This is a genomic window from Streptomyces sp. NPDC050528, from assembly GCF_044457795.1.
Taxonomy (GTDB): domain Bacteria; phylum Actinomycetota; class Actinomycetes; order Streptomycetales; family Streptomycetaceae; genus Streptomyces.
Genome location: NZ_JBITHH010000020.1, coordinates 139,914 through 166,661 on the forward strand (window position 1 = coordinate 139,914; position 26,748 = coordinate 166,661).

A 26,748-nucleotide genomic window follows, 5' to 3' on the forward strand; every position below is an offset into this window, starting at 1 on the left:
GGGCCGAACACTAGCCCGCGCCGCTGATAGCCTCGCTTCTGTTGACGTGTGTACTTCGCGTCCCGTGCGCCTCGTCTCCGCGCGCTCGACGTGGAACGGGGGCGATGGTGTTCGAGCCGCTGAGGGACAGCGATCCCCGTGAGATCGCTGGCTTCCGTTTGTCTCGCCGTCTCGGCCAGGGCGCAATGGGCGTCGTCTATCTCGGTTACCGCAGTCCTCGCCCGGTGGCGATCAAGGTTGTGAAGCCGGCGTTGGCGGACGAGCCGTATTTCCGTCAGCGCTTCGCCCAGGAGCTGGAGGCGATCCGGCGCGTCGGGGGATTCCACACCGCCGCGCTCGTGGACGCAGATCCCGATGCCGAGCAGCCGTGGATCGCGACCGAGTACATCCATGCGCCATCGCTCGAATCGTTGCTGCACCAACACGGGCCGGTGAGTGAACTCGGTGCGTGGTGGCTGGCCGCGAGCCTGTCCGAGGCTCTCATCCATATTCACTCCGTCCGGCTGCTGCATCGTGATCTGAAACCGAGCAATGTGCTGGTCACCACGCAGGGCACACGGGTGATCGATTTCGGTGTGAGTCATGTCGGCGGTGCGACCGGGCTCACATCCGGCAACTCGCCGCTCGGCACTCTCGCCTACATGGCTCCCGAGCAAGCCATGGACTCGCGGAAAGCGAGCGAGGCCGCGGACGTGTTCAGCTTGGCCGCGACTCTGGTGCATGCGGCAACAGGGCACCCCCCGTTCTACGCTGATCTGGCGGTGCAGCGGACGCTGCTGGATGCCAAGCCGGATCTTTCGGGCTTACCGGCCAGTCTGGAACCTCTTGTTGTCAGTGGCCTGGCCTACTCTCCTGGGGATCGGCCCACGGCCAACACGGTGCTGGAGGCGGCCATGGACCGGTTGCTGGAGCACGCGGTGCCGATGAGTGGCTCCATGTATCCGCCGCTGCCCGACACGTTCCTCACGGATGTGTTGCAGGTGGCGGAGACACCTCCCGCGCCGCCGCCCGTGGCGGTACAGGCTCCAGGGCCAGCTGCGGAGCAGCCGGAATCTCCGGTGCCGTTTGCCGAGCCAGTAGTGGCGGGCGCGTCCAGCGGTGGGGGAGAGCCGTGGGCTGACCGCTGGCGCGGAAAGATCCGCGACCACCGGTCCGACTTCGGCGGTTGATGCCGCCGATGCGCAAGCGAGCAAAATGAGGCAGTGCAACAGTGAGTGAAGGAGAGAGCCCGGTGACCAGCGTCGCAGGCGCCGCCAAGTTCGCCGCGGGTATGCAGGTCCGCGCGCGGGACGAGGACTGGCTGGTCGTGGAGGCATCCGAGACGGAGCAGGACGGTACGCGACTGGATGTCCGCGGAATTTCTCCGCTCGTACGCGACCAGCGGGCCGTCTTCTTCGCCCACGAGTCTCTGGACAAGGTCACGCCTCTGCATCCCGAGGACACTAACCTCGATGTTGACACCTCTCCGGAGTGTCGGCGCTCCCGGCTGTTCATCGACGCCCTCATCCGGAAGACTCCGCTGCCGCTGTCCGAGCAACGCCTCGCCACGGTCGGCACGCACCTCCTCGACGACCTCGCGTATCAGCGGGAGCCGGCCCGGGCGGCACTGCGCGGACTGCAGCCGAGGCTGCTCATCGCGGACGCGGTCGGGCTGGGCAAGACACTGGAAATCGGGCTGCTGCTCTCGGAACTCATCCGGCGGGGCCGGGGCGAGCGCATCCTCGTGGTGACGCCCAAGGCCATCCTGGAGCAGTTCCAGCACGAGCTGTGGACACGTTTCGCGATCCCTCTCGTACGCCTGGACTCCAGTGGCATCGAGCGCATCCGACGGAACATTCCGGCCGGCCGGAACCCTTTCTCGTACTACAAGCGCGCGATCATCTCCATCGACACCCTGCGCTCCGACCGCTGGCGCAGCCACCTCACGCAGGTTTTCTGGGATGCCGTCGTCATCGACGAGTCTCACAAGCTGATCAACAGGGGAACGAAGAACAACAGGCTCGCGGGGTTGCTCGCCCCGAGGACCGACGCTCTGATCCTGGCCAGCGCCACGCCGCACAACGGTGAGCGGGAGTCGTTCGGCGAGTTGCTGAGCCTGCTGGACCCGACTGCCATCCCCGACACCAGCGACTACGACGAGACCCAGCTCGATCACCTGTACGTCCGAAGGCACAAGATGTCCCAGGACGTGTCTGCGGAGATCGGCCACAAGTGGGCTACCCGTAAGAAGCCGCGGGCCTTCGACTGCCCCGCGAGTGACGCCGAGCAAAGGATCTTCGAGGAACTGTACGACGTCTGGATCAGTCCTGGGGATGGCCGGTCGGCTCCGGTGACCGGCAAGGGAGCCCGTCTGTTCCCCTACACACTTCTCAAGGCGTTCCTCTCGTCGCACGAGGCGCTGGCCGAGACGGTGAAGAACCGGATCAACTCCATCGACGAGGACGTCAAGAGGAACCCGGAGAAGAAGGAACAGCGTGCTGCTGAGCGATCGGCGCTGGTGAGCCTGGGCGAACTGGCTGCAGAGGCCACGGTCCAGGAGGCCGCCAAACTCCGCCGCCTGGTCGCCGAGCTGAAGGACATGGGTGTCGGCCCGGGATCCGACGAGCGCGTCGTCGTCTTCTCCGAACGCCGCGCCACCCTGAAGATGCTCCACGAGAACCTGCCCGGTGAACTGGGCTTCGAGGCGAGCATGGAGAAGATGGAGGGCGCAGTCCGGCAGCTGCACGGTGGGTTGTCCGACGATGAGCAGCAGCGGACTGTCAAGGACTTCGGCCTGGCAGACACCGAGCTGCGGATCCTCCTCACAGGCGATATCGCTTCCGAGGGCGTCAACCTGCACCGCCAATGCCACCAGATGATCCACTACGACCTGCCCTGGTCGCTCATCACCATCGAACAGCGCAACGGCCGTATCGACCGGTACGGGCAGGAAAAGAAGCCGGAGGTCCGCGCCCTGCTGCTTGTTCGCCAGGACGAGGACCCGGATGTCCCGTCTGCGGATCGGTTGGTCTCCCGCCGACTGCTGGAGCGCGAGGACGAGGTCCACCGCACTCTGGGCGAAGCCGCCTCCATCCTCGGTCTGCGTGACGAGGACGCGGAGGAGAACGCGATCAAGACCGGGCTGGCGGACGGCAAGGCATTCGACGAGATCGTGCCGGCCCAGACGGCCGACCCCTTTGACCTCTTCATGGCCCAGCACACGGTTGACGGCTCGGGAGAGCACTACCAGGTGCCTCAGTTGTTCGCTTCGACCCGCGCCTTCGTGGAAGAGGCGCTCGACGAGGTGTACGACGAAAACCCACAGGCGAAGATCGGCAAGCAGTGGGGCGAGGATCATCCCGAGATGCTCTCGTTCGTCCCCGACCGTGAACTGCAGCGTCGGCTCCTGGTGCTTCCGCAGACCTATTTGGATGAGCGCGGGGTACTTGGCGAGCTGCGGGTCACCTTCGATCCGGCGTTCGCCCAGCAGCGACTGAATCGTGCCCGGGAACTGAGCGGTGGACGGCCCAAGGGCGCGATTACCAAGCAGACGCGGCGCGAGACATCAGGGTGGCCTGACGTCAGTTTCGTGACCGATCAGCACCCGCTGGTGGAGTGGCTCACCGACAAGGTCCTGGTCCGCCTCACCCGTAACACCGCACCCGTGATCACGGCCAGCGTCGATGGCCCCAAGTTCTTGATGCAGGGCATGTACTCCAACGCCAAGGGTCACCCGACGGTCCTCGCTTGGTCCTGCGTGAGCGGCTTGGAGCACGGCGCCCCCGAATTCGACGACGACCTGGTCCAGGTGCTGAATCGAGCCGGGGTGGAGCCGAAGATGCTCAACCGCCCGTTTACCGGAGACCTCGACGCGTTGCGTGCCCTGGTGCCAGACGCTGTTGTGGCCACCCGCGAGCACCTGACCAAGCTGCGCGGCATTCAGGAAGAACCGCTCATCGAGCGACTGGTCGAGTACGAAAAACGCCTGCGGGCCTGGCGCAAGGCGAGCGAGACGACCTACGAACAGCTCACTCTGGGCGTTCGGCGCGAGGACGCGGAACAGCGCGTGGAGAAGACCGCCATAGAGGTCGAGAAGCTGATCGAAGATCTGGCCACACAGGGCGAGGCGATGGTCCGCGTGATCGGGGTCCTCGTCCCGGCCACCGGGACCGGCGAGAAGAAGGGTGTGTAACCGCCGTGGCATTCGAAGCGATCGTCAACCGCGGTGAGTACATCTCCGCCCACTACCTTGCCGAGATCTTCTCCAAGGACCTCGTCGACCTGCGCAAGCGCTGGACGGCGGCCGACCGGGTAGGGCGGCCGACGTCCCGCTCGGGCATGAGGAACCTGGGCCGCGACTACTTCAAGGCCAAGGTCCGCATCACCGAGAAGGGCGATTTCGGCGGATCCGAGCTGAGCAGGCTCAACGACACCCTGCTCGCGGCCCTCGCCTACCTCCACCCCGATGGCGAGCAGCCGCAGCGCGACGACGACACCCACATCAGGATCCAGCGTGGCGTCTTCGAAGTCATGCATGCTGATAAGGCCCGCGAAGTCCCCGTAGCCTTCGCTGTGAAGGGACCCGGTGGCGTCGAACTCGTCGCTCTCGACGTCACCTGGAGCACAGACGCCGAACTCGTCGTCTCTGAGGCCGAGGACGAAGGCTCCGAACTGCTCGCCCCCATCGCGCTGGAGGGCAGACACAAGGTCACCAGCGCGGCCGATGCCGTTACCTTCCTCTTCGGCTGTGACGACGCTTACGCGCCACGGTTTGTGCTTCTGCTCGCCGGCGGTGCCGTGCTGCTCGCCGACCGCACCGCATGGCACGAGGGCCGGTTCCTCGGCGTCAGCGTGGATGCTGCGCTTGACCGCAACCTGGCGGGTGACGGCGGCGAACTGGAAGCCGTGTCGGCCCTGTTCGGCGGCGAGTCCCTGCTCACAGAAGGTGGTGCAGCCGGGTTCCTTGACGACCTAGTCGACAAGGGCCGCAAACACGCAGTAGGCGTCTCCAAGGAACTCCGCGAGGGCCTGCGCGAGTCCGTCGAACTGATCGCCAAGGAAATCCTGGACCGGATCCACAAGCATCCCGCCGATCCGGCCGAACTCGGTGACAGTGCTGAGCTCGCCACCCGCCTCACACGCGAGTCACTGCGCTACCTCTATCGGATCCTGTTCCTCCTGTACGCCGAGGCCCGCCCGGAACTGGGCATCCTGCCCAGTAAGGACGAGGCTTACCAGGACGGCTATGGCCTCGCCCGGCTCGGTGAACTGGTCTCGTATGACCTGCCTGAGGAGTCCCAGGACCGGTTCCACTTCTATGAGTCTCTTGACCTGCTGTTCCGCCTTGTCGACCAGGGGCATCGCGACCTGGAGGACCGCGTACAGGGTGACCGCGAACTGCTGGACGCGGACGGCATCCGCTTCGAGTCGCTGCGCAGCGATCTGTTCAAGACCGATGCCACCCCACTGATCGGCACAGTCCGCATCGATGGCGAGAAGGTCGACACCCGGCTGCGCAACAAGGTGCTGTGGCAGGTGCTGAATCTCTTGATGCTCAGCCGTGGCAAGAACGGCAAAGGCTTCATCTCGTATGCCCAGCTGGGTATCAACCAGCTCGGCGCGGTGTACGAGGGGCTCATGTCGTACACCGGCTTCTTCGCGAGCGAGGACTTGTACGAGGTGGCCAAGCCGGACTCGGACGGCCTGGCCGGCACCTGGGTCGTCCCTCAGAGTGAGTCCGACAACTATGACGACGAGGTCTTCGTCAAGCGCCGCGACCACATCACGGGCGCACTGAAACGCGTCGAACACAAGAAGGGCTCGTTCGTCTACCGCCTCTCGGGCCGCGAGCGCCAGCGTTCCGCCTCGTACTACACCCCCGAGGTGCTCACCCGCAGCACGGTCAAGCACGCCCTGGACGAACTCCTCGACCGGGATGGTGAGACAACAGCCGCCAGGGACATCCTTGATCTGACCGTGTGCGAGCCGGCACTTGGCTCGGGGGCGTTCCTCAACGAAGCGATCAACCAACTTGCGGCCCAGTACCTCAAGCGCCGCATGATCGAACTTACCGCCGAGCGCGGCCAGGACGTGCAGCTGCCGCCGGACCGGTACGAGGCAGAGCTACAGAAGGTCAAGGCGTACCTGGCTCTCCACAACTCCTATGGCGTCGACCTCAACCAGACCGCCGTGGAGCTGGCCGAGGTGTCGCTGTGGCTCAACGCGATGCATGAGGGGCTGAAGGCCCCGTGGTTCGGCCTGCACTTGCGGCGCGGCAACTCTCTTATCGGCGCTCGCCGGGCGGTATACGAAAAGACGTTGCTGAAGCGGAAGGCGTGGTTGACGGCCGTGCCGATCGACCGGCCGTTTCAGGAAGGCGCTGAGGACGGCGCCTTCCGCGACGGTGAGGAGTTCCACCACTTCCTGCTTCCGGCGAAGGGCTGGGCCGCTGTCGTAAATGCCAAGCAGGCCAAAGAGCTTGTGCGGGAGGAACGTGACGAGCTTGCGGAGTGGCGCCAGAAGGTGGCGACCACTCCGTCCGTGACCCAGACGAAGCGGTTGCTGGCTCTTGCGAATCGTGTTGAGAGGCTGTGGGAACTGACCAAGCGCCGACTTGTCGTGTCTGAGGAGGAAATCCGTCGCGACATCGACGTGTGGGAGGTTGTGGAGGAGCGGCCTCTGCCGCGGTCCTCGGGAGCAGTTTCGCGGGAGCAGGTTGAGCAGGCACTTCAGCAGCCGGGCGCTCCGCGTGGGCGGCTGAAGCTGGTGATGGATGCGTGGTGCGCGCTCTGGTTCTGGCCCGTGGGCCAGCTGAACACGCCGGAACCGCCCACTTTCGAGGAATGGTTGGAGTTCTGTGAGGCCGTCCTCGGCGTGCCTCCTGCCAGGGTGAAAGCCAAGAGCGGCTCCAACAGGGCTGGGCTCGATGACAGGCTCGGGCTGTTCGGCGACACCGGGGCCTTCGAGCAGTTGGCCATGGATGACGAACTTGACCGCACAATGAGCCGGTGCGTGGATATGCTGGCGGTGACTCTCCGCTTCCCGTGGCTGAGCGAGGTAGACGTGATCGCCCGGAGGGAAGGGTTCTTCCACTGGGAGCTGGAGTTCGCCCACATCTTCGAGCGGGGTGGGTTTGATCTACAGGTGGGGAATCCTCCGTGGCTTAAGTTCGAGTGGGACGATGATCTGGCCCTGGCCGAACATGATGCTTGGTTTGGTCTTGAGAAGCAGGCGTCAGAAGTTGAGAAGGCCGAGCGGCGAGGCACTGTTGTGTCAAGGAGTGCAGCTCGAAGGTCCTATCTCGCAGATGTCGCCTCGTGGTCGGGCATCAATGACCATCTGGGTTCTCCAATTGATCATCCGGTTCTCTCTGGGCTGCAGACGAACCTCTATGTGAACTTCATGGAGCGTGTGTGGAGAAACCTGAATCCTAGAGGATCTGCCGCCCTGATCCACGAGGAGAACCACTTCTCAGTGCCGAAGGGTGGGAAATTTCGTGCTGCCACCTATTCTCGCCTGCGTCGCCACTTTCAATACGGAAACAACATCCTCCTGTTTGAGGATGTTGACAACAATAAGAATTTTGGGGTGAGCGTCTACGGGGCGCCGCGTAGCGTGGGATTCGTGCAGATTGCGCGGGCGGTCCACCCATCTACCGTGGATGGTTCCTTCTTGCATAACGGTGAAGGGGCTATCCCTGGTATCCAGTTCCCCGAGGGCGGCTGGGATATGCGCCCCCACCAGCGTCGCATTGTTACGGTTGACCACCAGGTCCTCGCCAGCTGGGCGGCCGTTATCGATGAGCCGGGTACGCCAGCCGAGCAGGCTCGTGTGTTGCGGGCGGTGACGGTGGACGATAATGAAGCATTGCTCAAGCTCTCCACCTTTCCGGAGCGGCTTCACGACCACCATTATTGGTGGTCGCGTGACCTGGATGAGAAGGGAGCTAAAGAGAAGGGGATTATCGAGCGGCGTACTGCTGTTCCTGAATCCTGGGATGAGGTTGTGATCCAGGGCCCTCATTTCTCGGTTGCTACGCCCTTCGCTAAGCAGCCGAACCCTGGTTGTAAGTCCAACAAGGACTACTCGGACTGGGATTTGGAGCGACTTCCCGAGTCGTTGATTCCGCGTACCAACTATGCGAGGCTGGCCTCAAAGTATGATTTCGAGGCTGCTCGACGATCATGGGATGAAGTGTCATCGGGAAGTTTCTGGCGAGTTATGTGGCGTCGTATGATTACGTCAAATACGGAACGCTCTCTCCAAGCTGCTTTGATGGTGCCGGGTCCGACGCACGTCGATTCGGTACCTACACTCGCTCTTTCGTCGAACCGGAATACCGGAGTCGTGGCTGGTCTGTGGGCCTCGCTTGCCTTTGACTACCTGGTTAAGGTTTCCGGATCCTCGAAGGTTAATATTGAGCTGGCGCGGAGTTTCCCTAGCCCTCTAAGCCACCCTCTCACCACCCCGCTGCTCCTCCGCGCACTCCGTCTCAACTGCCTGACTCGCGATTACGCACCCTTGTGGGAGGAGCTGTTCGAGCCTGCCTGGCTCTCGGACCGCTGGACAGATCCCGAGTCACCCCGTCCGAAGATCCAGGATGTGGAGCCGAGTTGGTCCATGGCGACGCCGCTGCGCACGGAGTGCGACCGCCGCATGGCGCTCGTCGAGATCGACGCGATTGTCGCTGTGATGCTCGGCCTGACCGCTGAGCAGCTCTGCGCCATGTACCGATCACAGTTCGCGGTGCTTCGAAAGTACGAGTGGGAGATGTTCTTCGCCGCAGACGGGCACAAGATCGGTGCGGCGACCCACAACGTAGGAATCCGGCAGACTCCTGATGAGGGTGCATTCGTCAAGGCCTGGGCGAAAGCGGCGCGAGCCGGCGATCCGACCCCGGAAATGCCTGAGGGCTGGGTGAAGCCTGACCGCGAGGCCGAAATGACCCGCGCCCATGCGGACTTCACGGCACGGCTGCTCGCTGGCGAGTACGGGGATTACGCCAGGTATGCAGCCGAGCACGGAGACCACGGAAACCTCCTCGGCCGGGCCGAAGCCGAGCAGGCTCCTTCCGACGTTCCGGTAGAAAGCAGGTAGTCGCCGTAATGCTGCCCTCTCTGGTCGCCGAGGACCTGCGTCGAGCTCTGGCCACCTACCTGACGACGAGCTTCGCGCTTGCCGACGACGACGTGCGCGAGGAACTCGACGCGTTCCTGGAGCGACCGGAGAGCCGACTGTTCCGTGGACCATACCTGCGGGTGCGCACGCCCTTCCGAGAGGCGGAGAAGGGATGGGAGAAGGCGCTCGACTGGCACCCGAAGGGCTTCACGCCGTACACCCATCAGGCCGCCGCTTGGCACCGGTTGTCGTCGAAGGCGGGTCGGCAGCCGGAGCCCACCATCGTCACCACGGGTACCGGTTCGGGTAAGACCGAGTCGTTCCTGGTGCCGATTCTGGATCACTGTGCGCGCGCCCGGGCTGCAGGACAGCGGGGCGTCAAGGCCTTGCTGCTGTACCCGATGAACGCTCTGGCCGATGACCAGGCCCGCCGCATCGACGACCTTCTCGCCACCGAGAAGGCATTGAAGGACGTCACCGCCGGCATCTATATCGGCGGTGCCTCGGGTCCGCGTACGGCATCGGACGGGGATGACGCTGAGCCGGGTTCGTACGGCCGTGACAGCGGATCGACGTCGCTTGCCGGGGACCTCACGATCAGCAAACTGATCACCGATCGGGACGCGATCCGGGCCGAACCCCCGGACATCCTGCTCACCAACTACAAGATGCTGGACCTGCTGCTGCAGCGGATCCCGGATGTTCCGCTGTGGCAGTCCGACTCCCTGGCGTACGTCGTCCTCGATGAGTTCCACACCTACGACGGCGCCCAGGGCACCGACGTGGCGATGCTGCTGCGTCGTCTTGGGGCGGCGACTGGGGCGGCGCGCGAGGGACGTCCACTCGGCGACATCACGCCGGTGGCGACATCGGCGACGCTGGGCGGGGGTGTGCCCGACGGCCCGGTCGCGGCGGGGCCTGAGCGGTCGGACCGCGAACTGCTGCTGGAGTTCGCGGAGAAGGTCTTCGGCACGCCGTTCCCGAATGCCGCGCTCATCGGTGAAGACCGGCTCTCGCCCGGGGAGTTGGTAGATGTTCCGGACTTCCTGCTGCCCAACCCGGCACCGGCCGCCTTGGCCGCGTTGCCCGATCCGCTGGACGACGAGTCAGCCCTTGTAGAGCTGGCGAGGCTCATGCTCGGCCAGCCGATCACTGATCCGCTGCAACTTGGCGCCAGGCTGGGGCAGCACATTCTGGTCAAGGCGATCCTTGACGTCGCCGGGAGCGTTCCGGTGACCGTCCCGGACATCGCACGGGAGTTCGCACAGCGCGGTGGTGGCCCGGGGTGGGACGAGGCCGCTCGCAGTGACCCGCGACTAGTCGAACTCGCCTTCGCGCGGATCCTCGCGCTGATCTCGCACGCCCGCACTCCGCATCCCGTGACCGGAAAACCCGGTCCGTTCCTGCGCGTTGAGGCACAGCTGTGGGTGCGCGAGGTCAGGCGCGTCATCCGGGCCGCGACCGCCGAGCCGCACTTCCGCTGGTACGACGACGACGGCCCGACGGGTGACTCACGTCCGAACCCCGCCAACCTCGCCATCTACCAGCCGGCGGAGGTCGACAGCGTCGGCGAGATCGGCGAGCGGGAGCACGCCTCACGTCGCCCCGTGGGCCCGCCATACCGACGTCACCTTCCAGCGGTCTACTGCCGTCACTGCGGGCGGTCGGGCTGGGCTGCTCTGTCCACTGAACTGGAGTGGCAGCAACTCAAGACCAACACGCTGGACATCTACAAGGCTTCCGCGCAGAAGAAGCGGCCTGTGCGCTGGATGCTGCGGGCCCGCCCGGACGAGTACCCGGTGCTGCACCTGCACGCGGAGAACGAACAGCTGCTGACCAACCCGGCGCAGGACACTGTCGCGGTCATCACCCCGCAGGGACCGCTGCCCGTCGGCAGCGGCGACGAATGCCCCTCGTGCGGGCTCGACGACGGCATGCGCTTCCTCGGCGCGGGAACGGCCACCCTCGCGTCGGTCACCACCACCCAGCTCTTCTCGGAGCGGGGTCTCGCCAAGAACGAGCGGAAGCTGCTCGTGTTCACCGACGCGGTGCAGGACGCCACCCACAGGGCCGCGTTCATCGCCAACCGCAGCTTCGGCTTCACTCTTCGAGGCCTTCTCACCAAGCACCTCCCTCTGGGACAGCCGATCGCCGTGCACAATCTCGCGGCCGATGCGGCTGAGGCCGTTGTCATGGCCGCCGGCGACGGGAAGCGCGAAGAGCTTGCCTCGATCGTCCCGCCTGACCTGCGGGAGAACCCGGACATTCAGACTCTGCTGGACGAGTCGAACAACTTCAGTGACGCCGGCGCGGAGATGCTCCACAGCCGCATGGTCTTCCAGACTCTGCTGGAGTTCGGCCTTCGCTCCCGCCTGGGCCGCACTCTGGAGCTGACTCGTACGGCGGCTACTGAGGTCGACCTCAAGGAACTCCCGCAGCTATGCGCGGAGTTGAGGGAACGGCATCTGCGTCTCCCCGGGCAGATCTCCGTGCCGCCCGATGACGCGGCTTATGAGGTCTTCCTGCGCGGCCTGGCAGAGCGCCTGCGGTTGCGCGGCGCGCTGTTCCATCCCTGGCTGCAGGAGTACATCCGGCAGGCCGGCGCGCGGCGCTGGCCGATCTGGGGTGGTCGGCCCACCGGCATGCCAGCCTTCCCGCGTGGGCTTGCCGCCCCCGCGTTCCCGGTCTCCGGAGGCATCCGCACCACCGGCTTCGACTCCCTCACCCAGGACAACACCTGGTTCGCGGACTGGGGACACCGCACACTCGGCTGCGACCGGCGTGAAGCACGCGTGGTGACAGAGCTGGCCATGAAGCTGCTTGCTCAGCACGACATCCTGGCCACCTACCACGCCGAGGGCGGCTCACTCGTCTATGCCCTCAAGCCGCGCAACGTCCTCGTGTACCGCATCGACGACGCTGCCTCAGCCGACGAAGGCGGTGTCAACGCGTGCGGCGTGCGCTGCGACACCTGCACCTGGCGGCAGGCCGTGCCGCCGGGGCGGCGTGAACCGTGGCTGGGCACCGCATGCTTGCGATTCCGATGCTCGGGTCACTTCGTCGAAGACGACCGTGACTACACGGCCGACTACTACCGCCGCTTGTACACCGTCGATCGGCCAGGCGATGTGCTGACCGCCGAACATACGGGCGCACTGAGCCGGGAGCGGCGTGAGCAAGTCGAGGCCGCGTTCAAGAACCGAGCCTCAGCGTTCGACCCGAACGTCCTCACCTGCACACCCACTCTCGAACTCGGCATCGACATCGGCGACTTGTCGGCCGTACTCCTGGCCTCCATGCCGCCCGGGCCCGCCAACTACGCGCAGCGGATCGGGCGGGCGGGACGCAGTACCGGCAACTCCCTGGCCGTCACCTTCGTCCCGCGAGGCGCCCGCAGCCATTACTACCTGCACACCCCGGAGCAGATGTTGGCCGGCAGGATCATTCCGCCGGACTGCTACCTGGACGCCTCCGAGATCCTGCGCCGCCAGTACTTGGCCTTCCTCTTCGACCGCGCCGCCGACCGCAGTCTGTGGGAAGGCACGGAGATCCCCGAACGCCCTATGCCCCCGCGCATCGGCGAGCTCTTCGGGCAGGGGCTGGCCGCTGACGGGTGGTTCCGCCGCTTCCTCGACGTCGCGACCGCCCGTCACGCCACGCTGTCCAAAGCGTTCATCAAGCTCTTCCCCGCGATGAGCCCGGTCGCGATCCAGGGCGTGGAGTTCTTCGCGGCACAGGGGCTGGAGGAGACCGTCGGGGCCGCCGCGAGTGCGTGGAACAAGCGGGTGGCGGCGCTGCGCGCGCGGATGCGGCAGATCGGCCGGGCCTTCGACGCCTTGGCGTCCGCCTCGGGAGACCCTGAACGTGACACGCAGCGGCGCCAGCTCTACGCCGAACAGCGCACCGTACGCAAACGCCGGGACGACCTCGTCTCGGAGAACTCGATCAACGCCCTGGTACGGCTGGGGCTCTTGCCCAACTACACACTCCACGACGATGCGACCGTGCTGGATGCCACCTTGTGGTGGAAGGACAGCGACGGCGAGTTCGACGAGAGCGCGACCGACTATGGGCGCGGCTCACGCCTCGCGCTGACCGAACTCGCCCCCGGCAACATTTTCCACAGCGACGGCTACAAGTTCATCGTCAACGGCGTGGACCTCGGCACCGGCGTTGGCGGGGGCGAGAATGCGTACGCTCTGTGGCGGTTCTGCCCCGAATGCGGGTTCGTCGCCACGGAGGAGACCGGCCTCGACATCACCGCCTGCCCGCGCTGTACGGCCCCGCAGATCGCTGACCCCGGGGCCGTACACAAGGTGCTGGTGCCTGAGCGGGTCCTCGCCCGTGAGCGCCGCGAGGACGCGCGACTTACCGACGAGAGGGACGAGCGCGAGCGCAGAGCGTTCGACGCGATCACCCTGGTCGACATCGACAAGGACCAGCCCCAGGGCCTCAGGGCCTGGCGCCGCATCAGCAAGACGGAGGAGAAGGCACCGCCCTTCGGCGTCGAGTTCGCCCGGGTGGCCACCATCCGGACCATCAACCTGGGCCCCTCGGCCGCACCGGGGTCGACCCACGTGATCCGCGGCGAGGACATTCAAGTCCCTGGCTTCGAGACATGCCTGGAGTGCGGGGCGGTCCGAGGTGTACACCCTCAAGCATGGGACCCCTCGGCTCAGCGCGTCGGTACCCGCCACTCGTACTGGTGCTCCCACCGCGACGACGGCGTGAACCACGAGCCGACAGAGAAACTGCTCCTGGCCCACGAACTGACCACGCAGGCCCTGCGTATCCTGCTGCCCGTCTCCACGATGGACCTCACAGAGCGCCTTGTCTCCTTCAAGGCAGCGTTGCTCCTCGGCATCACCAAGCACTTCGGCGGAGCCCCCGATCACATCCGCGTGGTCACCGACAGCATGCCCGGCGACAGCCAGGAGCTGCGCAGGCGCTTCCTGGTCCTGCACGACTCCATGCCCGGTGGCACCGGCTACCTCGAACACCTCGCGGACCCCAAGGTGCTGCACCGCGTTCTGAGCCTCGCGCAGACGGCGCTCCGGGACTGCCCCTGCCAGAAAGAGGAACAGCGCACCCCCTGCCACCGCTGCCTGCTGCCCTTCGTCTCCAGCAGCGAGCACCCGCACGTTTCGCTGCGCATCGCGAAGGAACTCCTCGACGAGATCCTCAAGGACTGGGACGTAGAGAAGGTCGACACGCTCTCCGGCGTCCGCATCGACCAACTCGTCGACAGTGAGCTGGAGGACCGGTTCGTCCGCACCCTCGTCACCTGGGGCCGTCGCGAAGAGGAGGACGGATCGGTCACTGCCAAGGCCGGCCAGCGCGGCATCGAGCATGAACTGCGCTTCACCACCGGTGACACCACCACGCGTTGGCGCATGCAGGACCACGTGCGGATGAACACCGCCCCGCCCTGCGAGCCCGACTTCCTCCTGGAACGCACCGATGGCCCCACCGAGCGCGTCGCCGTCTTCCTCGACGGTTTCGCCTTCCACGCCAGCGAGCGCGTCAACCGCATCGCTGACGACGCGGCCAAGCGCGCGGCCCTGAGAGCCGAAGGCATCCTGGTCTGGCAGTTGACCTGGGACGACGTCATGGCCTGGGCGACGGCGGTCAGCGGCGCGGCTCAGGACCAGAAGGTCCGCACCCCCGCGACGCCCCTGCACACGGAGGGAGCGCTGGGGCGCGCCCGCCAGATACACCAGATCTTGGTCGGCGAGGCCCTGCCCGACGACACCCTCGACCCGGTTCTGCGGAACCCGGTGGAGACCCTGCTGGAGTTCCTCACCGACCCCAACCGGGTCAAATGGGCGCGGCGGGCGGCTGGCCTGCTCGGCGGCTTCGGGGCGGTGTCGAATCCACAGCCTGTGGATCGCGAGGAGATCGGGCGAGTGCTCCCCGACATTCTGCGTGGCGCAGACCTGCCCGCCGCGCCTGCGGCCACCGAGGCGATCGCCTTCGACGCCCGCACCATTGGGCAGACGCGGATCACGGGTCTTCTGGACCGCCGACCCGAACCACGGACCCAACGGGCGGACATGCGGGCCTGGTCCGCTCTGATCGTGCTCGACGACCGACCGGACGCCATCGCGGATGACGACCACAAGAGCCGCTGGGCGGACTGGCTGCGTTGGTCCAACCTCCTCCAGTTCCTCCAGCCTGCCGCCAGCGACGAGCTGCCCCGGTCGTTCCACCAGGTGGCGATCTCCACCAGCGATCAGGTGGACCCGCACGCCGTGGCCCTGCTGACCAGTGCGCTGCCCACGGAGGGAGGAGCCCCGCCGCCGCTGCCGCCGGCGTGGGCCGAGGCTCTCGGCTGGGCCTCAAGCAAGGTCGAGGACATCCTGGTCGCGCTCGTTGATGAAGCTCGCGCAGGGCGCATCGACGTGCCGGAGGTCGGCTTCGAGTACGGAGACGAGGCGCTGCTGGCCGAACTGGCCTGGGCGGACGAGAAGGTTGCGATCTTCATCGACGTGGACGAGGAACGAGACGCCGCATTCGAGCGTGAGGGGTGGTACGTGGCACAGGCCGAGGCTGTGAACGTGCCTGAACTCATCAAGAAGTTGGAGGGGAACTGATGTCCGGCGCCAAGGTGATCATGGCGGACGTCTTCGGGAAGTCCTATGACGCGCTGGACGGCTCCGTCCAACCGCTGGTGCTGCAGTTCATCATGAAGATGCAGCGCGACCCGGACTCCAACGGCCTCAACCTCAAGCCCCCTAAAGGGGCCAAGGACAAGAGGGTCCGCACCGCGCGCGTCACGGACAACTACCGCGCCGTGCTCATGCACTACGCCGACCGCATCTACTACCTGGTCGCCGTCCTTCCGCACGATGACGCGTACGACTTCGCTGCGAACATCCTCTTCGACATCAACAAGGTGACCGGCGGCATCGAGCTGATCAACCTGGGCAGTTTGTACGGCACCCTCAGCGGACAGTCGAAGACCGCGGACAATACGGCGGGAACGAAGGCGCCGGCGTTCTTCACCGGCGTCTCCGACGCAGACTTCGAACGCCTCGGCGTCCACTCCTCCATCGTCCCGGCGCTTCGCGAGATCCACAGCGAGGACGCCGTCCTCGGCATCGTCGAGACCCTTCCGAAACTGGCTCGCGACGTGATCCTGTGCCTCGCCGACGGCATGTCCGTCGAGGAGGTCTGGGAACAGGTCAGCTCCCTCGCGGCCACCAAGGACGACATCGACCCCGAGGACTACGAGGCCGCCATCGAACGCCCGGCCACCAAGGAAGCCTTTGTGGTCACCGGCGACATCGCGGAGTTCGGACGCATCCTGACCGAACCGCTCTCGGCCTGGCGGATCTTCCTCCACCCCGCGCAACGGAACCTGGCCGAGCGCAAGACCCCGTACAAGGGGCCCGCGCGCGTCACCGGGGGCCCTGGCACCGGCAAGACCGTGGTGGCCCTGCACCGAGTCAAAGCCCTCGCCGAGCGTCTGCCGGCAGGTCACGCCATCTTGCTGACCACGTTCACCACCAACCTCGCCAACCTGCTCAAATCCCAGCTCAAGGACCTCGGCGGGGCCCAACTGCTGGCCAAGGTCGATGTCCGCAACATCGACAAGGTCGCCTACGGCACGGTGAAGGAGACCTTCGGCCCCGAAGCCCCCAGCAGGCTCAAGGACGGCGAAATCCTCAACCGCTGGATCGAGCTCGCCCAGGAGCAGTCCGCATACCGCTTCGACGGCCGCTTCCTGGACGCCGAGTGGAAGCAGATCGTCCTCGCCCAGGACATCCGCAGCCGCGACGAGTACTTCGCCGCCCGCCGCGCGGGTCGTGGCCGCCGGCTCAGCCGCCCCGAACGTGCACAAGTCTGGTCTCTCATCGAGGAGTTCGAGCGACGGCTCGACCGAGAAAAGGCCGCGGGCGTTATCCAGCTCGCCGCCCAGGCCGCCCGGATTGCCTCCGGCTGGACCGACGAAGAGCGGCCGTATCGGCACATCGTCGTGGACGAAGCTCAGGACCTGCACGCAGCCCACTGGAAGCTACTGCGCGCCCTGGTCCCCGAAGGCGACGACGACCTGTTCCTCGTCGGCGACGCACACCAGAGGATCTACGACAACCGGACATCCCTCAGCGCCCACGGCATCAACATCCGCGGTCGCTCCAAGCGGCTGACCCTCAACTACCGGACCACCCGACAGATCCTCGTAGCCTCCCTGAACCTGCTTGGGAAGGTGGAGTTCGACGACCTGGACGGGAACACGGAGCACCTGCGTGGGTACCGCTCCGTTCTCTCGGGAGCCCTCCCCGAGACACAGCGCTATCGGACCCCGGCCCAAGAAATGACGGCATTGGCGCAGCGCGTCGAAGGGTGGCAGCGGGAGGGGATCAAGCCGCACGAGATCGCAGTCGTGGCCCGAACCCACGCGCTGGCAGACGCGGCCGTCCAAGCCCTGCGTGGCGCCAAACTCGACACCGTGAAGGTGGAGGATTCCCGTGTACCCGACCCCGACGAGGGCGTGCAGGTCATGACCATGCACCGCATCAAGGGACTCGAATACCGTGCCGTCGCCATCGTCGGAGCCGGAGCTCAGCACATGCCGCTGCCCACTGCCCTCACCCCGCAGGCCGAAGACCGGCTTCAGCACGCATCCGACCTTCGCCGTGAACAGTCACTGCTCTTCGTCTCTGCAACGCGCGCCCGTGAGCAACTGTCGATCACATGGGCGGGGCGGGCCAGCCAGTTCCTGGAGTCTCCCGGCGCCAAGTGAGAAAGCACCGAGCCGGTGACACGTCGAACTGCAGTGACATCGCTGGGACGCGGGCGACGCCCACGCAGAGTGGCTCCTGTGCGTACGGCGCCACTCGCGCATCGTAGGGCCCGTGCCGGCTCTACGAGTTCGACGACCGACCAGCCATGGACGTAACGGCGGGGCGGCTGTCGAGCGATCGTCGAAGACGTGCTGCGATCTGCTGATACGGCTGGACGAAGTCCGGATCCTGGAGCTGGTGAGCCTCAGGCAACTGCTGGTGCAGGGCGGGCCTGTCCTGGGTCGTCCAGCCGAGGGTGTGCAGTCCGGCGCGGTCCATGTCGCAGTCGACGGCCGCCAAGTACTTTGCGTCTACAGGCAGTTTCCAGTTCAACTGCCAGATCAGTCCGTCAACGGGAACGGCCAGGTGGTTGAAGAGAAAGGACAGGCAGCGCTCGCGCAGGACGGCGGAGCACTGCTCGGGGCTGAGGGGCACGCCCTGCTCTTCAAGGGTCCCGGGCAGCATGACGCGGCAGTCGGTGTGCGGGAAGTCGTCCACTTCTCCGATGGCGACAAACGCCGTGGCAATCTCCCGGTTGGGGTAGGCCCACCCGCGGTACGGCAGAAGAACGATCACGTCGTAGTCGGAGCGCGCATCGTGCACGGTCGTCTCCAGCAGGCTCCGATCCCGCTCTGGAAAGCCCCGATTGCTCGCTGGCCCTCGGGTCTCCCATACACAGGTGTGGGTCACCAGCGTGCCCGAGCCCGAGGCCGACGCCCATACCGGGGTGGTCTCCGGCTCCGGCGGAGTAGCCGGCTCCGGCTTCCTACGGCCACGGCGGCCGAAGTTCCATGTCCAACTATCGCTGGCTTCCTTCAGTACGAGCACGCGCTGCTCTCTGTGCGCCAGGGCCGCCGCGATCCCGCCCACGAGCTGGTACAGGTTCCCTGACCGTTCGGCCAGGAATTGCAGGACATGGACATCAGGTGTGGCGATCGTCTTCGCCTCACGGGCACGGAGAGCGGAGGTGTACTTGACGCCGCCGCGGGCGTCCTTGCGTGCGGCCTGGGCGGCGGTGGACTGATGCTTCGGCATGGCGTATCCCCTGCCGACCGGGCCACGCCCCCGGACCGGCTCATACGACTGCCGCTGACACGACGAATGGAGTTCTGGGGACGCGGGCCTCGAAAGACCTTGACCGTCCGTATCCGGTACGGCGTGGGCCCGGAAGCGGTGGTGAGCGGCAGTACGCGGCTTGCCGGGCAGGAGGCTATCGGAGCAAGCGGCACGAGTCGGGGAGGCGGCCCTAAACTTCCCTCGATCGGGTGTGCGCCTCTTCCGGGGGTGCCCGGGTGTCGTTCCAGGTGAACACCGGCGGCTGGATGGCCAGTTCAGTAGCCTCGGTCTCATGACCGAAGAAACGATCACCGCACTGAAGAACTACGACTGGCTCGTCCGGAACAAGGGCTTGGGCGAGGTTGAGCTGCACTGGGAGAGCGACTCGCTCGTATCGGGCGACGGCGGCTACGAGATCTCGCTGTTGACCGAAGCGGGGTTCACGCCGGGGACGCGACAGGATTCCTAGAACGCCCTCAAGGTCTGTGAATCACCGGTTGCCTGCTGCTGGCGTTGCCCCTCGGCATGGCGCGAGAGTTCCGCCGGACTCTCGTCGTGGGTGTTCCAGCCGCTCAGCCTCATCACGGCCCGATCGGCGCTTGAGGGTGAATGGCGGCGGGCAACCGGTGTCACAGATGGTGCGGACGAAGAAACCCCGTACACAACTACGGGCAGGGTGCGGATAGTTGCTGTACGGATGCGATTGATGCTGCACGTGCCGTTGTAGAGGAGCACCCTCCTGGCGCTCGGGCGGCACTCCTAGGAGCCAGCGCTGTGACGGGCCGCCGCATGGCGACGTCTGACCTCGACATCGTGGTGCTGCTCCATAGGGCCCCGGTCCCGTACCGGTCGAGCTTCCGCACGAGGATTGGCCGGTGGAGCTGTTCGCGCACGCCGAAGTGTCAAGGCGTCTTGCCTGGTGCCTACGGACAGACTGTCCTCGCACAGCTCTTGTCGGATGGAAGGCTTCCGTTCACTGAGGTCGCTACCAAGGTGAGGTTCTCGTCATGGCGCGTTGCAATCCCGAACGTCCGACGTACGGATTCACGGTTGCGGCTGCTGTCGACGCTGTCCCGTCTGCACGCCGCCAAGTCGCCGCACTGGCCCAGAACTTGGGTCTCCCGATGTCGGAAGAAATGCTGAAGACCGTCGAGTTGCTGGCGAGCGAGGTGATCGCAAACGCCGTCCTGTACTCAGCCGCTCCGTGCGACGTCGCAGTGACGCGAACCGACGAACGGCTTCGTGTCGAAGTCACGGACACCGATCCATCGCTGCCGAGCGCTGGTGAGGCTGGGCCGAACGACGAGAGCGGGCGGGGCCTCCTGCTCGTTGATGCCTTGGCAGACGCCTGGGGAATGCAGCCGGAACCCCCTGGCAAGACGACATGGTTCGAGATCACGCCGGAGCCTTCGATCGACGGCTTGGATAGCAACTCCGCGGATGTTCCGTCCTCACCTCATACGGGTGCAGCTGCCGTGCGTCGAACTGATCGCCAGGCCCACTCGGCCACCTCGGCCAACGTGCGGGCGTCGTTCGTCCCAGCAACTGCTGGGGAGCGGCATCAAGCTGCCTGAGGCCGGGTGCTGAAATGGCCGACCTCGCAGCGGGCTTGGATGGCGCCACGGATTGGGCGCGCCTTGCCGGCGCCGTAAGTCGGCGCTCGTCGACAGCCGAAGCCTCGTGTGGCCGCCAGACGGCTCGTGCCCGCGCTGATCGAGCAGCACCAAGAGCCCGAGGGTGCGTCCCGGGGAGTAGCGGTGCACAGGTTCGGCGAGGGCCTGCCGGTATGCCGCCGCGATGAACGAACCCTCGGGATCACGAGGCACTCTCCAGCCGGAGTGATCAAACGGGACGTTCATCTGGACCGTGCTGCTGTGCGGGAGACGTTGAACGAGTCTGGCGGGCTGCGCGTCTTCCGTAACGTTGACGCCAGGCTCCCCCTGTAACGGCCGCCCAATGCGACTACTTCTTCTACGAGTTCCTCCCTGGCGTGGTTACTTATAGCGACGTCGTCGAGAACGCAAATGTGATGTGAGTGCCGAACATATCGGTCACGCTTCTCATCCCAGTGAGTAGCATCTTCCAGCCCGTCCGGGCAGTCCTGGAGGAGCCACGTGACGCAACAGGCCAACGCCGACCACCTGGCCATCGCCGCAGCGGTCATCGTCAGCGAGGAGCACGTCCTTCTGGTGCGACGGCGGGTGAACGAAGGGCAACTCTCCTGGCAGTTCCCCGCAGGCAAAGTCGAGCCTGGCGAAACCGAAGAGGACGCTGCCGTCCGCGAGACACGCGAGGAGACGGGCCTGGAGGTGAAGGCGCTAAAGTTGCTCGGGAGTCGCGTCCATCCGAAGACGCAGAGGTATATGTCCTATACGGCCTGCGAGGTCGTCTCGGGGACGGCGCATGTCGCTGCTCCCGATGAGCTGGCCGACCTGGCGTGGTGCTCGCTCTCGGAGATCCCGCAGTATGTCCCGTACGGCCTCTACGGTCCGGTCCAGCACTACCTTGACCAGGTCATGACTCGTTAGCTCGCCAACCCTCCGCCGAAGCGCGCCGGATGGCCCGTGTGAGCAGATTGAGCGGCTGTCATTGAGTGACTGGAAAGCCGCCAACTTCTGCATAGGCAAGGCGAGTTGTGCCGCTTAGCGCAACGTGAAGGCATGTCAAGACTCCTCGCGGCAGAACGGCGCGGACAAGCTGTCTGCGCACTGGGTCTGCGAACTGGAAGGGTTTCTGCCAAGCGAGTTGCCGATCATCCAGGCGGTGTTCCCATCCGTCCGGTTGGTACAGCAGCACGCGCCGCGCCGAGCCCCGCGAAGGGCTGCCCGGCGGGCGTGAACCGATACCGGGAGCCATCCCCGAGGGGTTTCCGGCGCCCAATCCAATTTCGCTACAGCCAGATGAGAGGACTTCAGCGTGACCGCTGTGCAGATCCCCGAGAGGATCGAGCTGGGCAAGTTCTTCCAGGTCTCGGTCCGGCAGTTCGACGCTGACCAGGTCGCGCCCGAGATGTTCTCGGCCGCAATCGACGCGGAGTGGCACCGGCTTCTGAACGACCCCGAGTACGCGGCGTTCTGCACGGTGAACGTTGGTCGGCTGATCAACCACGTCGAGAACACCGGATACGGCCGGATCTCCTGGGTTGACGCCTACGAAGAGATGTTCGGCCAGCTGCCCGAGGTGTGGTTCACGAACGCCGAGGGGGTGCTCGACGTACGGGCCCTGGCACGCTATCGCGAGACCGGTGAGGTGTGGGCGGAGTGGGACTGCAGCCCCATCCCCGGCGACGGCGGCGACGTGGCGCCGAAGATCTCGGAGGCCACGGCCGGATGACGACCGGCCCCGGTACAGGAGCGCCCCGGTCCCCCGCCGGGGCGCTCCGCCTCGTCGAGGCGCGCACCACGAGTCCGTGCACCGTGGACATCGCGGACTACACGGAATCGGTGTCGGCTCACTGCCCGTACCTCGCGCCTTCCTTGCGGCATGGCCTGACGGCGTGGACGGTGTACGAGATCGCTGGCAGCGATCCAGAGTCTGTTGAGGCTGGCCTGTTCCATGCGGGCGTGCAGGCCGCGGAGTGGGTCCGTCCGCTCGCGGCTCGTCCTCGGGGCGCTCTCGTGTGTGAGAACGTCGTGATCCTGGGAGACATCGACGGAGTCGATCACCGCGAGTTGATGGCGTGGCCGCACTGGGCACTGAAGAACCTGTACGGGCCCGTCGGAGTCATGTTCGGGAAGTTCCAGAGAGGCGAGGAGCGGCTCGACCGAGAAGGCTGCCCGATCCCGCCTCCGCCGTGCTCGTTCCTCCCGGTACGCCCTGCCGTACGGACCCGGGACCCTCGGTTCCTGAAGGAAACGCCCGATCTCGCGGATGCGCTCTCCGTCGCGGTAGACGATGGGCGTGACGTCTTCGAGCAACTCCCACACGATTGGCAGGCGGTAAAGGCATGGTCGCGTTCCCTCCCTGTCCCCGTGAGGCCCTCGCAGCCGCAGAAGCCGCCTGCGGCGGCACCGTCGAGCTGAAGGAACTGACCAACCGGCGGGGCTCCGCGGTTTGGAAGGTAATCGGCCCCGCGGGCACGGCCGCGGTGAAGATCGGGTACGACGACGGCGCGGTTGTCACGCTGCGCGAGGCGGCTGCCCTGGCCGCTATGGACCACTCCGTTTACGGGGCAGTCTCTGGTTCGTACGACGGCGGTTCGTGGCTCGTCACACCCTGGTTCAGTGGTCCTTCCACGTGGAAGGTCTTCACTCCCGTCCGCGAAGGTACAGGCGGCCGTGAGGCGGCTCTTCGTGGCGGTGCTGATCTGTGCAGATCGGTCGCCAACCTGCATGCCTCCGGATGGATTCACGCTGATCTCCAGCCCTCCCACGGTGTCCACACCCCAGAGGGCGTCCGTTTGATCGACTTCGCCTGGTCTTGGCATGAGGGCCAGGAGCCGGTGAACGGCTTTCGCGGTGGCATCGTTCACCTCATGGCCCCGGAACTCGCTGCCGCTGTCGCGCGTGAAGACGGTCCGGTGACGCCAACGCGCCGCAGTGACACATACGCACTGGCAGGGGTTCTGTGGACCTGTGCCGCAGGAGGGTGGCCGCTGGACTACAAGGCCGCGGGCATCGACCGGCAGGCTGCAGGTCCCGACGGCGTACGGAATGCCATCGCGACCGGCCGTGTCCCCTTGACGCCGGCGGTATGGCCCGAGTTCCAGGATGCCCTTCGGACGGTGCTCTCCGCCGTACCAGAGGACCGACCCACAGCCGACGAGTTGGCCGAGCTCCTGCTCAAGGTCGAGGTGTGATCTCGCTGCGCGAGCTGACCCTGGGCGACGCGCCTGCGGTCCAGCGCATCTACGGCGACGCCTCCGTACGGTACCTGCCGCGGTTGGCCATGACCGCCCAGAACGCTGCCTCCTGGCTGGCTGATCACGCAGTCGAACGTCATGCGACTACAAGGACGTTGTACTGCTTCGGCATCGATCACGCCAACGACCTGGTCGGCGTGATCAGGCTGCGCCCTGACCGGACATCGGCGGCGCTCAGCTACATCATCCGGCACGACGCGTGGGGGCATGGGTACGCCACCAAGGCGGTGGGGCTCGTGCTCAACTTCGCATCCTCCACCCTCGGCCTGGCTTCGGTTGACGCCAAGCACCACCCTGACAACCACGCCTCCGGGCGGGTGCTGATCAAGTCCGGCTTCACCTGCACTGGTCGCTCTGGAGGGGCCGTCATGTACATCCGGCACTTCGCCTCGTGCGATTCGATGTCCTAAGGGGCGTCGGCAGACGCGTCCATCACGAGCAGCAGGGTGGCTGACCATGGGCAGGACACGGATACGGTCAGAGCACGCTCGTAGGCGTTGTCTGCGCGTGCATCTGGCCACGCCGGAGACTCCGGGCCGTACATCGCTCTCCACGGCGATGCTGCCGCAGCCCGAGGTCGGCCTGCCATTGCGAGGTTGTTGGGAGTGGGGAGTGTTCACGTGTTGCCACGTACTTCGGAAGGGCACCCTGATGGCCAAGGGCTGGACCACCTTGGCGGTAGAAGGGTGCTCACGGCGGAGTTGGTGCGTGATGCCCGGCGGCAGGTGCGAAACGGCGCTTCAGTGGATCATCTTGCGCGTGTGATTGGTGTGAGCAGCAGGGCACTCTCGAAGGCGGTCTACGGCGCCACCTGGCGTCGGGTGGCCGATCCGCCGCCGCTCAGCCGGCCCCAGCCTGCTGATCCAGATCATCCCAGCCCCATCGTTCTGAATGAAGATCATGTGCGTCGTCTGAGGAGCGAGCACGCCGGTGGCGCGTCGGTGCGCTATCTCGCCACGAGAAACGGCCTTCCCTACAACACCGTTCATGATGCGATCCGCAGTGTCACCTGGGCACATGTCGATGAGCAGGCGCCCGAGGAACTCTCCGTGGCGCCGCGCCGCCCAGGCGTGCTCCTGACTGCGGCGACAGTGGGGGAGATGAGGCGTGCGCATGCCGACGGTGCTTCCCTGCGATCACTCGCTGACAAGTTTCATCTGGAGTACGCGACGGTTCGCGCGGCCGTACAGGGGGCGACCTGGCGGCACCTCACCGATCCGCCCCCTGTGCTGGCCACCGGACGAGGCGGACGGCATGCGCTCACCGGCGAACAGGAAGCTGATCTCGCGCGGATGCGTGAGCAGAGTGGGGCAACGTACGCCCAGCTCGGCGCCGTGTTCGGAGTCAGCGAGGCCACAGCCTGGCACGTATGCGAACGTCGCCGTCGATCAGTCCCAGACTGAACACGCACGGGCTCGTTCGCGGTGCGTGGAGGGATCTTGTAGCGCACGGGATCCCCGGGGAAGAGCGGCGAGACGCTCCGACAGGTACGGTCGAGCAGCCGTTGGGAATCGGTAGGCTTACGAGCATGTCTACAGCCTCCACACGCGTGCGTTTCGCCCCGTCCCCGACTGGAATGTTCCACGTTGGCGGGGCCCGGTCGGCTCTCTACAACTGGGCCGTCGCACGACAGTCGGGAGGCAAGTTCGTCCTGCGCATCGAGGACACTGACGCGGCCCGCAACAAGCCCGAGTGGATCGACGGGATCATCAGCGCGCTCGCGTCCATCGGGATCTCCAAGGACGACCCCGCGTTCGAGGGCCCCTACTTCCAGTCGCAGAACGCTGACCGGCACAGCGAGGCCGCGCAGCAGCTCTACGCCCAGGGCCGCGCGTACTACTGCGACTGCACCCGCGAGCAAGTACAGGAGCGGACCGGTTCCCAGCACCTCGGCTACGACGGTTTCTGTCGGGACCGGGGCCTAGAGTACGTCGAGGGCCGGGCGTTGCGGTTCAGCACGCCCACCGAGGGTGAGACGGTCGTCGTGGACCTGATCCGCGGTGAACCGTCCTTCCCGAACTCGGCGATCGAGGACTTCGTCATCGCCCGCGGCGACGGCTCGCCGGTCTTCCTGATCGCCAACGTCGTCGACGACCTCGACGAGGGGATCACCCTGGTCATCCGTGGCGACGAGCACCTGTCGAACACGCCGAAGCAGCAGCTGCTGTGGGAGGCTCTCGGCGCGAAGCCCCCGGTGTGGGCGCACCTTCCGGTGATCGTGAACGAGAAGCGGCAGAAGCTGTCCAAGCGCCGCGACAAGGTGGCTCTTGAGGACTACCTCGCCGAGGGCTTCCTGCCCGAGGCGATGACCAATTATTTGATGCTGCTCGGCTGGGGCCCCGGCGACGACGTCGAGCTCCTGCCGTACGAGGAGTTGGAGCAGAAGTTCCGCGTCGAGGACGTGAACACCTCCCCGGCCTTCTTCGACATCAAGAAGCTGACAGCGTTCAACGGCGAGTACATCCGCGCCCTGCCGGTGGAGAAGTTCATCGAGGCCTGCGAGCCGTGGCTGCGCGCCCCGTTCGCCAACTGGGCGCCCGAGGACTTCGACCAGGCCGCGTGGGAGGCGATCGCCCCCCACGCCCAGACCCGTGTGGCCGTCCTGTCGGACATCACGGCCAACGTCGACTTCCTGTTCCTGAAGGAGCCGGTGGAGGACGAGGCGTCCTGGGACAAGGCGATGAAGGGCGACCCGGCGGCCCTCCTGACCACGGCCCGCGCCAAGCTGGAGACGGCCGACTGGACCAGCCCCGAGTCCCTCAAGGAGGCGGTCCTGGCAGCCGGCGAGGAGCACAGCCTGAAGCTGGGCAAGGCCCAGGCCCCGGTGCGTGTCGCCGTCACGGGCCGCACGGTCGGCCTGCCCCTCTTCGAGTCCCTGGAGGTCCTCGGCAAGGACCGCGCGCTGGCCCGGATCGACGCGGCCCTGGCGAAACTCGCCGGCTGATCACC

General features: G+C 66.0%; 14 protein-coding genes. 13 read left to right on the forward strand and 1 reads right to left on the reverse strand.

Annotated elements, in window-relative coordinates:
• The first annotated feature begins 104 nt into the window (after positions 1-104).
• From ACIBK4_RS46680 to ACIBK4_RS46700, 5 genes are all read left to right on the forward strand, one after another.
• Entirely contained in the window at positions 105-1,169 is a 1,065-nt protein-coding gene (locus ACIBK4_RS46680; RefSeq protein ID WP_399005609.1) for a serine/threonine-protein kinase, read from the forward strand.
• A 62-nt stretch (positions 1,170-1,231) separates the two neighbouring features.
• Positions 1,232-4,171, forward strand: coding sequence for a DEAD/DEAH box helicase (locus ACIBK4_RS46685; protein WP_399005611.1), 2,940 nt, complete (start codon positions 1,232-1,234; stop codon positions 4,169-4,171).
• Positions 4,172-4,176: 5 nt separating this feature from the next.
• A complete protein-coding gene (locus tag ACIBK4_RS46690) occupies positions 4,177-9,075 on the forward strand; it encodes an Eco57I restriction-modification methylase domain-containing protein (protein ID WP_399005613.1) in 4,899 nt (1,632 codons plus the stop codon).
• A gap of 8 nt (positions 9,076-9,083) precedes the next feature.
• On the forward strand, positions 9,084-15,689 hold the full coding sequence (locus ACIBK4_RS46695) for a DEAD/DEAH box helicase (RefSeq protein ID WP_399005615.1): 6,606 nt from the start codon (positions 9,084-9,086) through the stop codon (positions 15,687-15,689).
• Positions 15,689-17,842 (forward strand): UvrD-helicase domain-containing protein, encoded by a 2,154-nt coding sequence (locus tag ACIBK4_RS46700; protein WP_399005617.1) that lies wholly within the window; start codon positions 15,689-15,691, stop codon positions 17,840-17,842. The genes ACIBK4_RS46695 and ACIBK4_RS46700 overlap by 1 nt, the downstream gene beginning before the upstream one ends.
• A 121-nt stretch (positions 17,843-17,963) precedes the next feature.
• Here the strand turns inward: ACIBK4_RS46700 and ACIBK4_RS46705 are convergent, their stop codons facing one another.
• Complete coding sequence (locus ACIBK4_RS46705; RefSeq protein ID WP_399005619.1) at positions 17,964-18,917, reverse strand: hypothetical protein; 954 nt, start codon at positions 18,915-18,917, stop codon at positions 17,964-17,966.
• A 313-nt stretch (positions 18,918-19,230) separates the two neighbouring features.
• Here ACIBK4_RS46705 and ACIBK4_RS46710 point away from each other — a divergent pair, with 313 nt between their 5' ends.
• The 8 genes from ACIBK4_RS46710 (at position 19,231) to gltX (ending at position 26,743) form a co-directional block, all read left to right on the forward strand.
• Positions 19,231-19,407 (forward strand): hypothetical protein, encoded by a 177-nt coding sequence (locus tag ACIBK4_RS46710; protein WP_399005621.1) that lies wholly within the window; start codon positions 19,231-19,233, stop codon positions 19,405-19,407.
• Between the two features lie 538 nt (positions 19,408-19,945).
• Positions 19,946-20,512, forward strand: coding sequence for an ATP-binding protein (locus tag ACIBK4_RS46715; RefSeq protein WP_399005623.1), 567 nt, complete (start codon positions 19,946-19,948; stop codon positions 20,510-20,512).
• 540 nt (positions 20,513-21,052) lie between these two features.
• On the forward strand, positions 21,053-21,466 hold the full coding sequence (locus ACIBK4_RS46720; protein ID WP_399005628.1) for an NUDIX hydrolase: 414 nt from the start codon (positions 21,053-21,055) through the stop codon (positions 21,464-21,466).
• 388 nt (positions 21,467-21,854) lie between these two features.
• Positions 21,855-22,271 carry a hypothetical protein gene (locus tag ACIBK4_RS46725; RefSeq protein ID WP_399005630.1) on the forward strand — a complete coding sequence of 139 codons (417 nt, stop codon included), beginning with the start codon at positions 21,855-21,857 and terminating at the stop codon, positions 22,269-22,271.
• A 613-nt stretch (positions 22,272-22,884) separates the two neighbouring features.
• Positions 22,885-23,736 carry a hypothetical protein gene (locus tag ACIBK4_RS46730; RefSeq protein WP_399005632.1) on the forward strand — a complete coding sequence of 284 codons (852 nt, stop codon included), beginning with the start codon at positions 22,885-22,887 and terminating at the stop codon, positions 23,734-23,736.
• Complete coding sequence (locus ACIBK4_RS46735) at positions 23,733-24,209, forward strand: GNAT family N-acetyltransferase (RefSeq protein ID WP_399005634.1); 477 nt, start codon at positions 23,733-23,735, stop codon at positions 24,207-24,209. The genes ACIBK4_RS46730 and ACIBK4_RS46735 overlap by 4 nt, the downstream gene beginning before the upstream one ends.
• Positions 24,210-24,419: 210 nt before the next feature.
• Positions 24,420-25,202, forward strand: coding sequence for a hypothetical protein (locus ACIBK4_RS46740; RefSeq protein WP_399005636.1), 783 nt, complete (start codon positions 24,420-24,422; stop codon positions 25,200-25,202).
• A 173-nt stretch (positions 25,203-25,375) separates the two neighbouring features.
• Positions 25,376-26,743: a glutamate--tRNA ligase gene (gene gltX / locus ACIBK4_RS46745; RefSeq protein WP_399005699.1), complete on the forward strand. Its 1,368-nt coding sequence runs from the start codon at positions 25,376-25,378 to the stop codon at positions 26,741-26,743.
• Positions 26,744-26,748: the final 5 nt, after the last annotated feature.

Bases quoted from the DNA above. Each gene is read 5' to 3' on its own strand.
- ACIBK4_RS46680 (WP_399005609.1), top strand. From the start codon at position 105: ATGGTGTTCGAGCCGCTGAGGGACAGCGATCCCCGTGAGATCGCTGGC.
- ACIBK4_RS46695 (WP_399005615.1), top strand. From the start codon at position 9,084: ATGCTGCCCTCTCTGGTCGCCGAGGACCTGCGTCGAGCTCTGGCCACC.
- ACIBK4_RS46700 (WP_399005617.1), top strand. From the start codon at position 15,689: ATGTCCGGCGCCAAGGTGATCATGGCGGACGTCTTCGGGAAGTCCTAT.
- ACIBK4_RS46705 (WP_399005619.1), bottom strand. From the start codon at position 18,917: ATGCCGAAGCATCAGTCCACCGCCGCCCAGGCCGCACGCAAGGACGCC.
- ACIBK4_RS46710 (WP_399005621.1), top strand. From the start codon at position 19,231: ATGACCGAAGAAACGATCACCGCACTGAAGAACTACGACTGGCTCGTC.
- ACIBK4_RS46715 (WP_399005623.1), top strand. From the start codon at position 19,946: ATGGCGCGTTGCAATCCCGAACGTCCGACGTACGGATTCACGGTTGCG.
- ACIBK4_RS46730 (WP_399005632.1), top strand. From the start codon at position 22,885: ATGGTCGCGTTCCCTCCCTGTCCCCGTGAGGCCCTCGCAGCCGCAGAA.
- gltX (WP_399005699.1), top strand. From the start codon at position 25,376: ATGTTCCACGTTGGCGGGGCCCGGTCGGCTCTCTACAACTGGGCCGTC.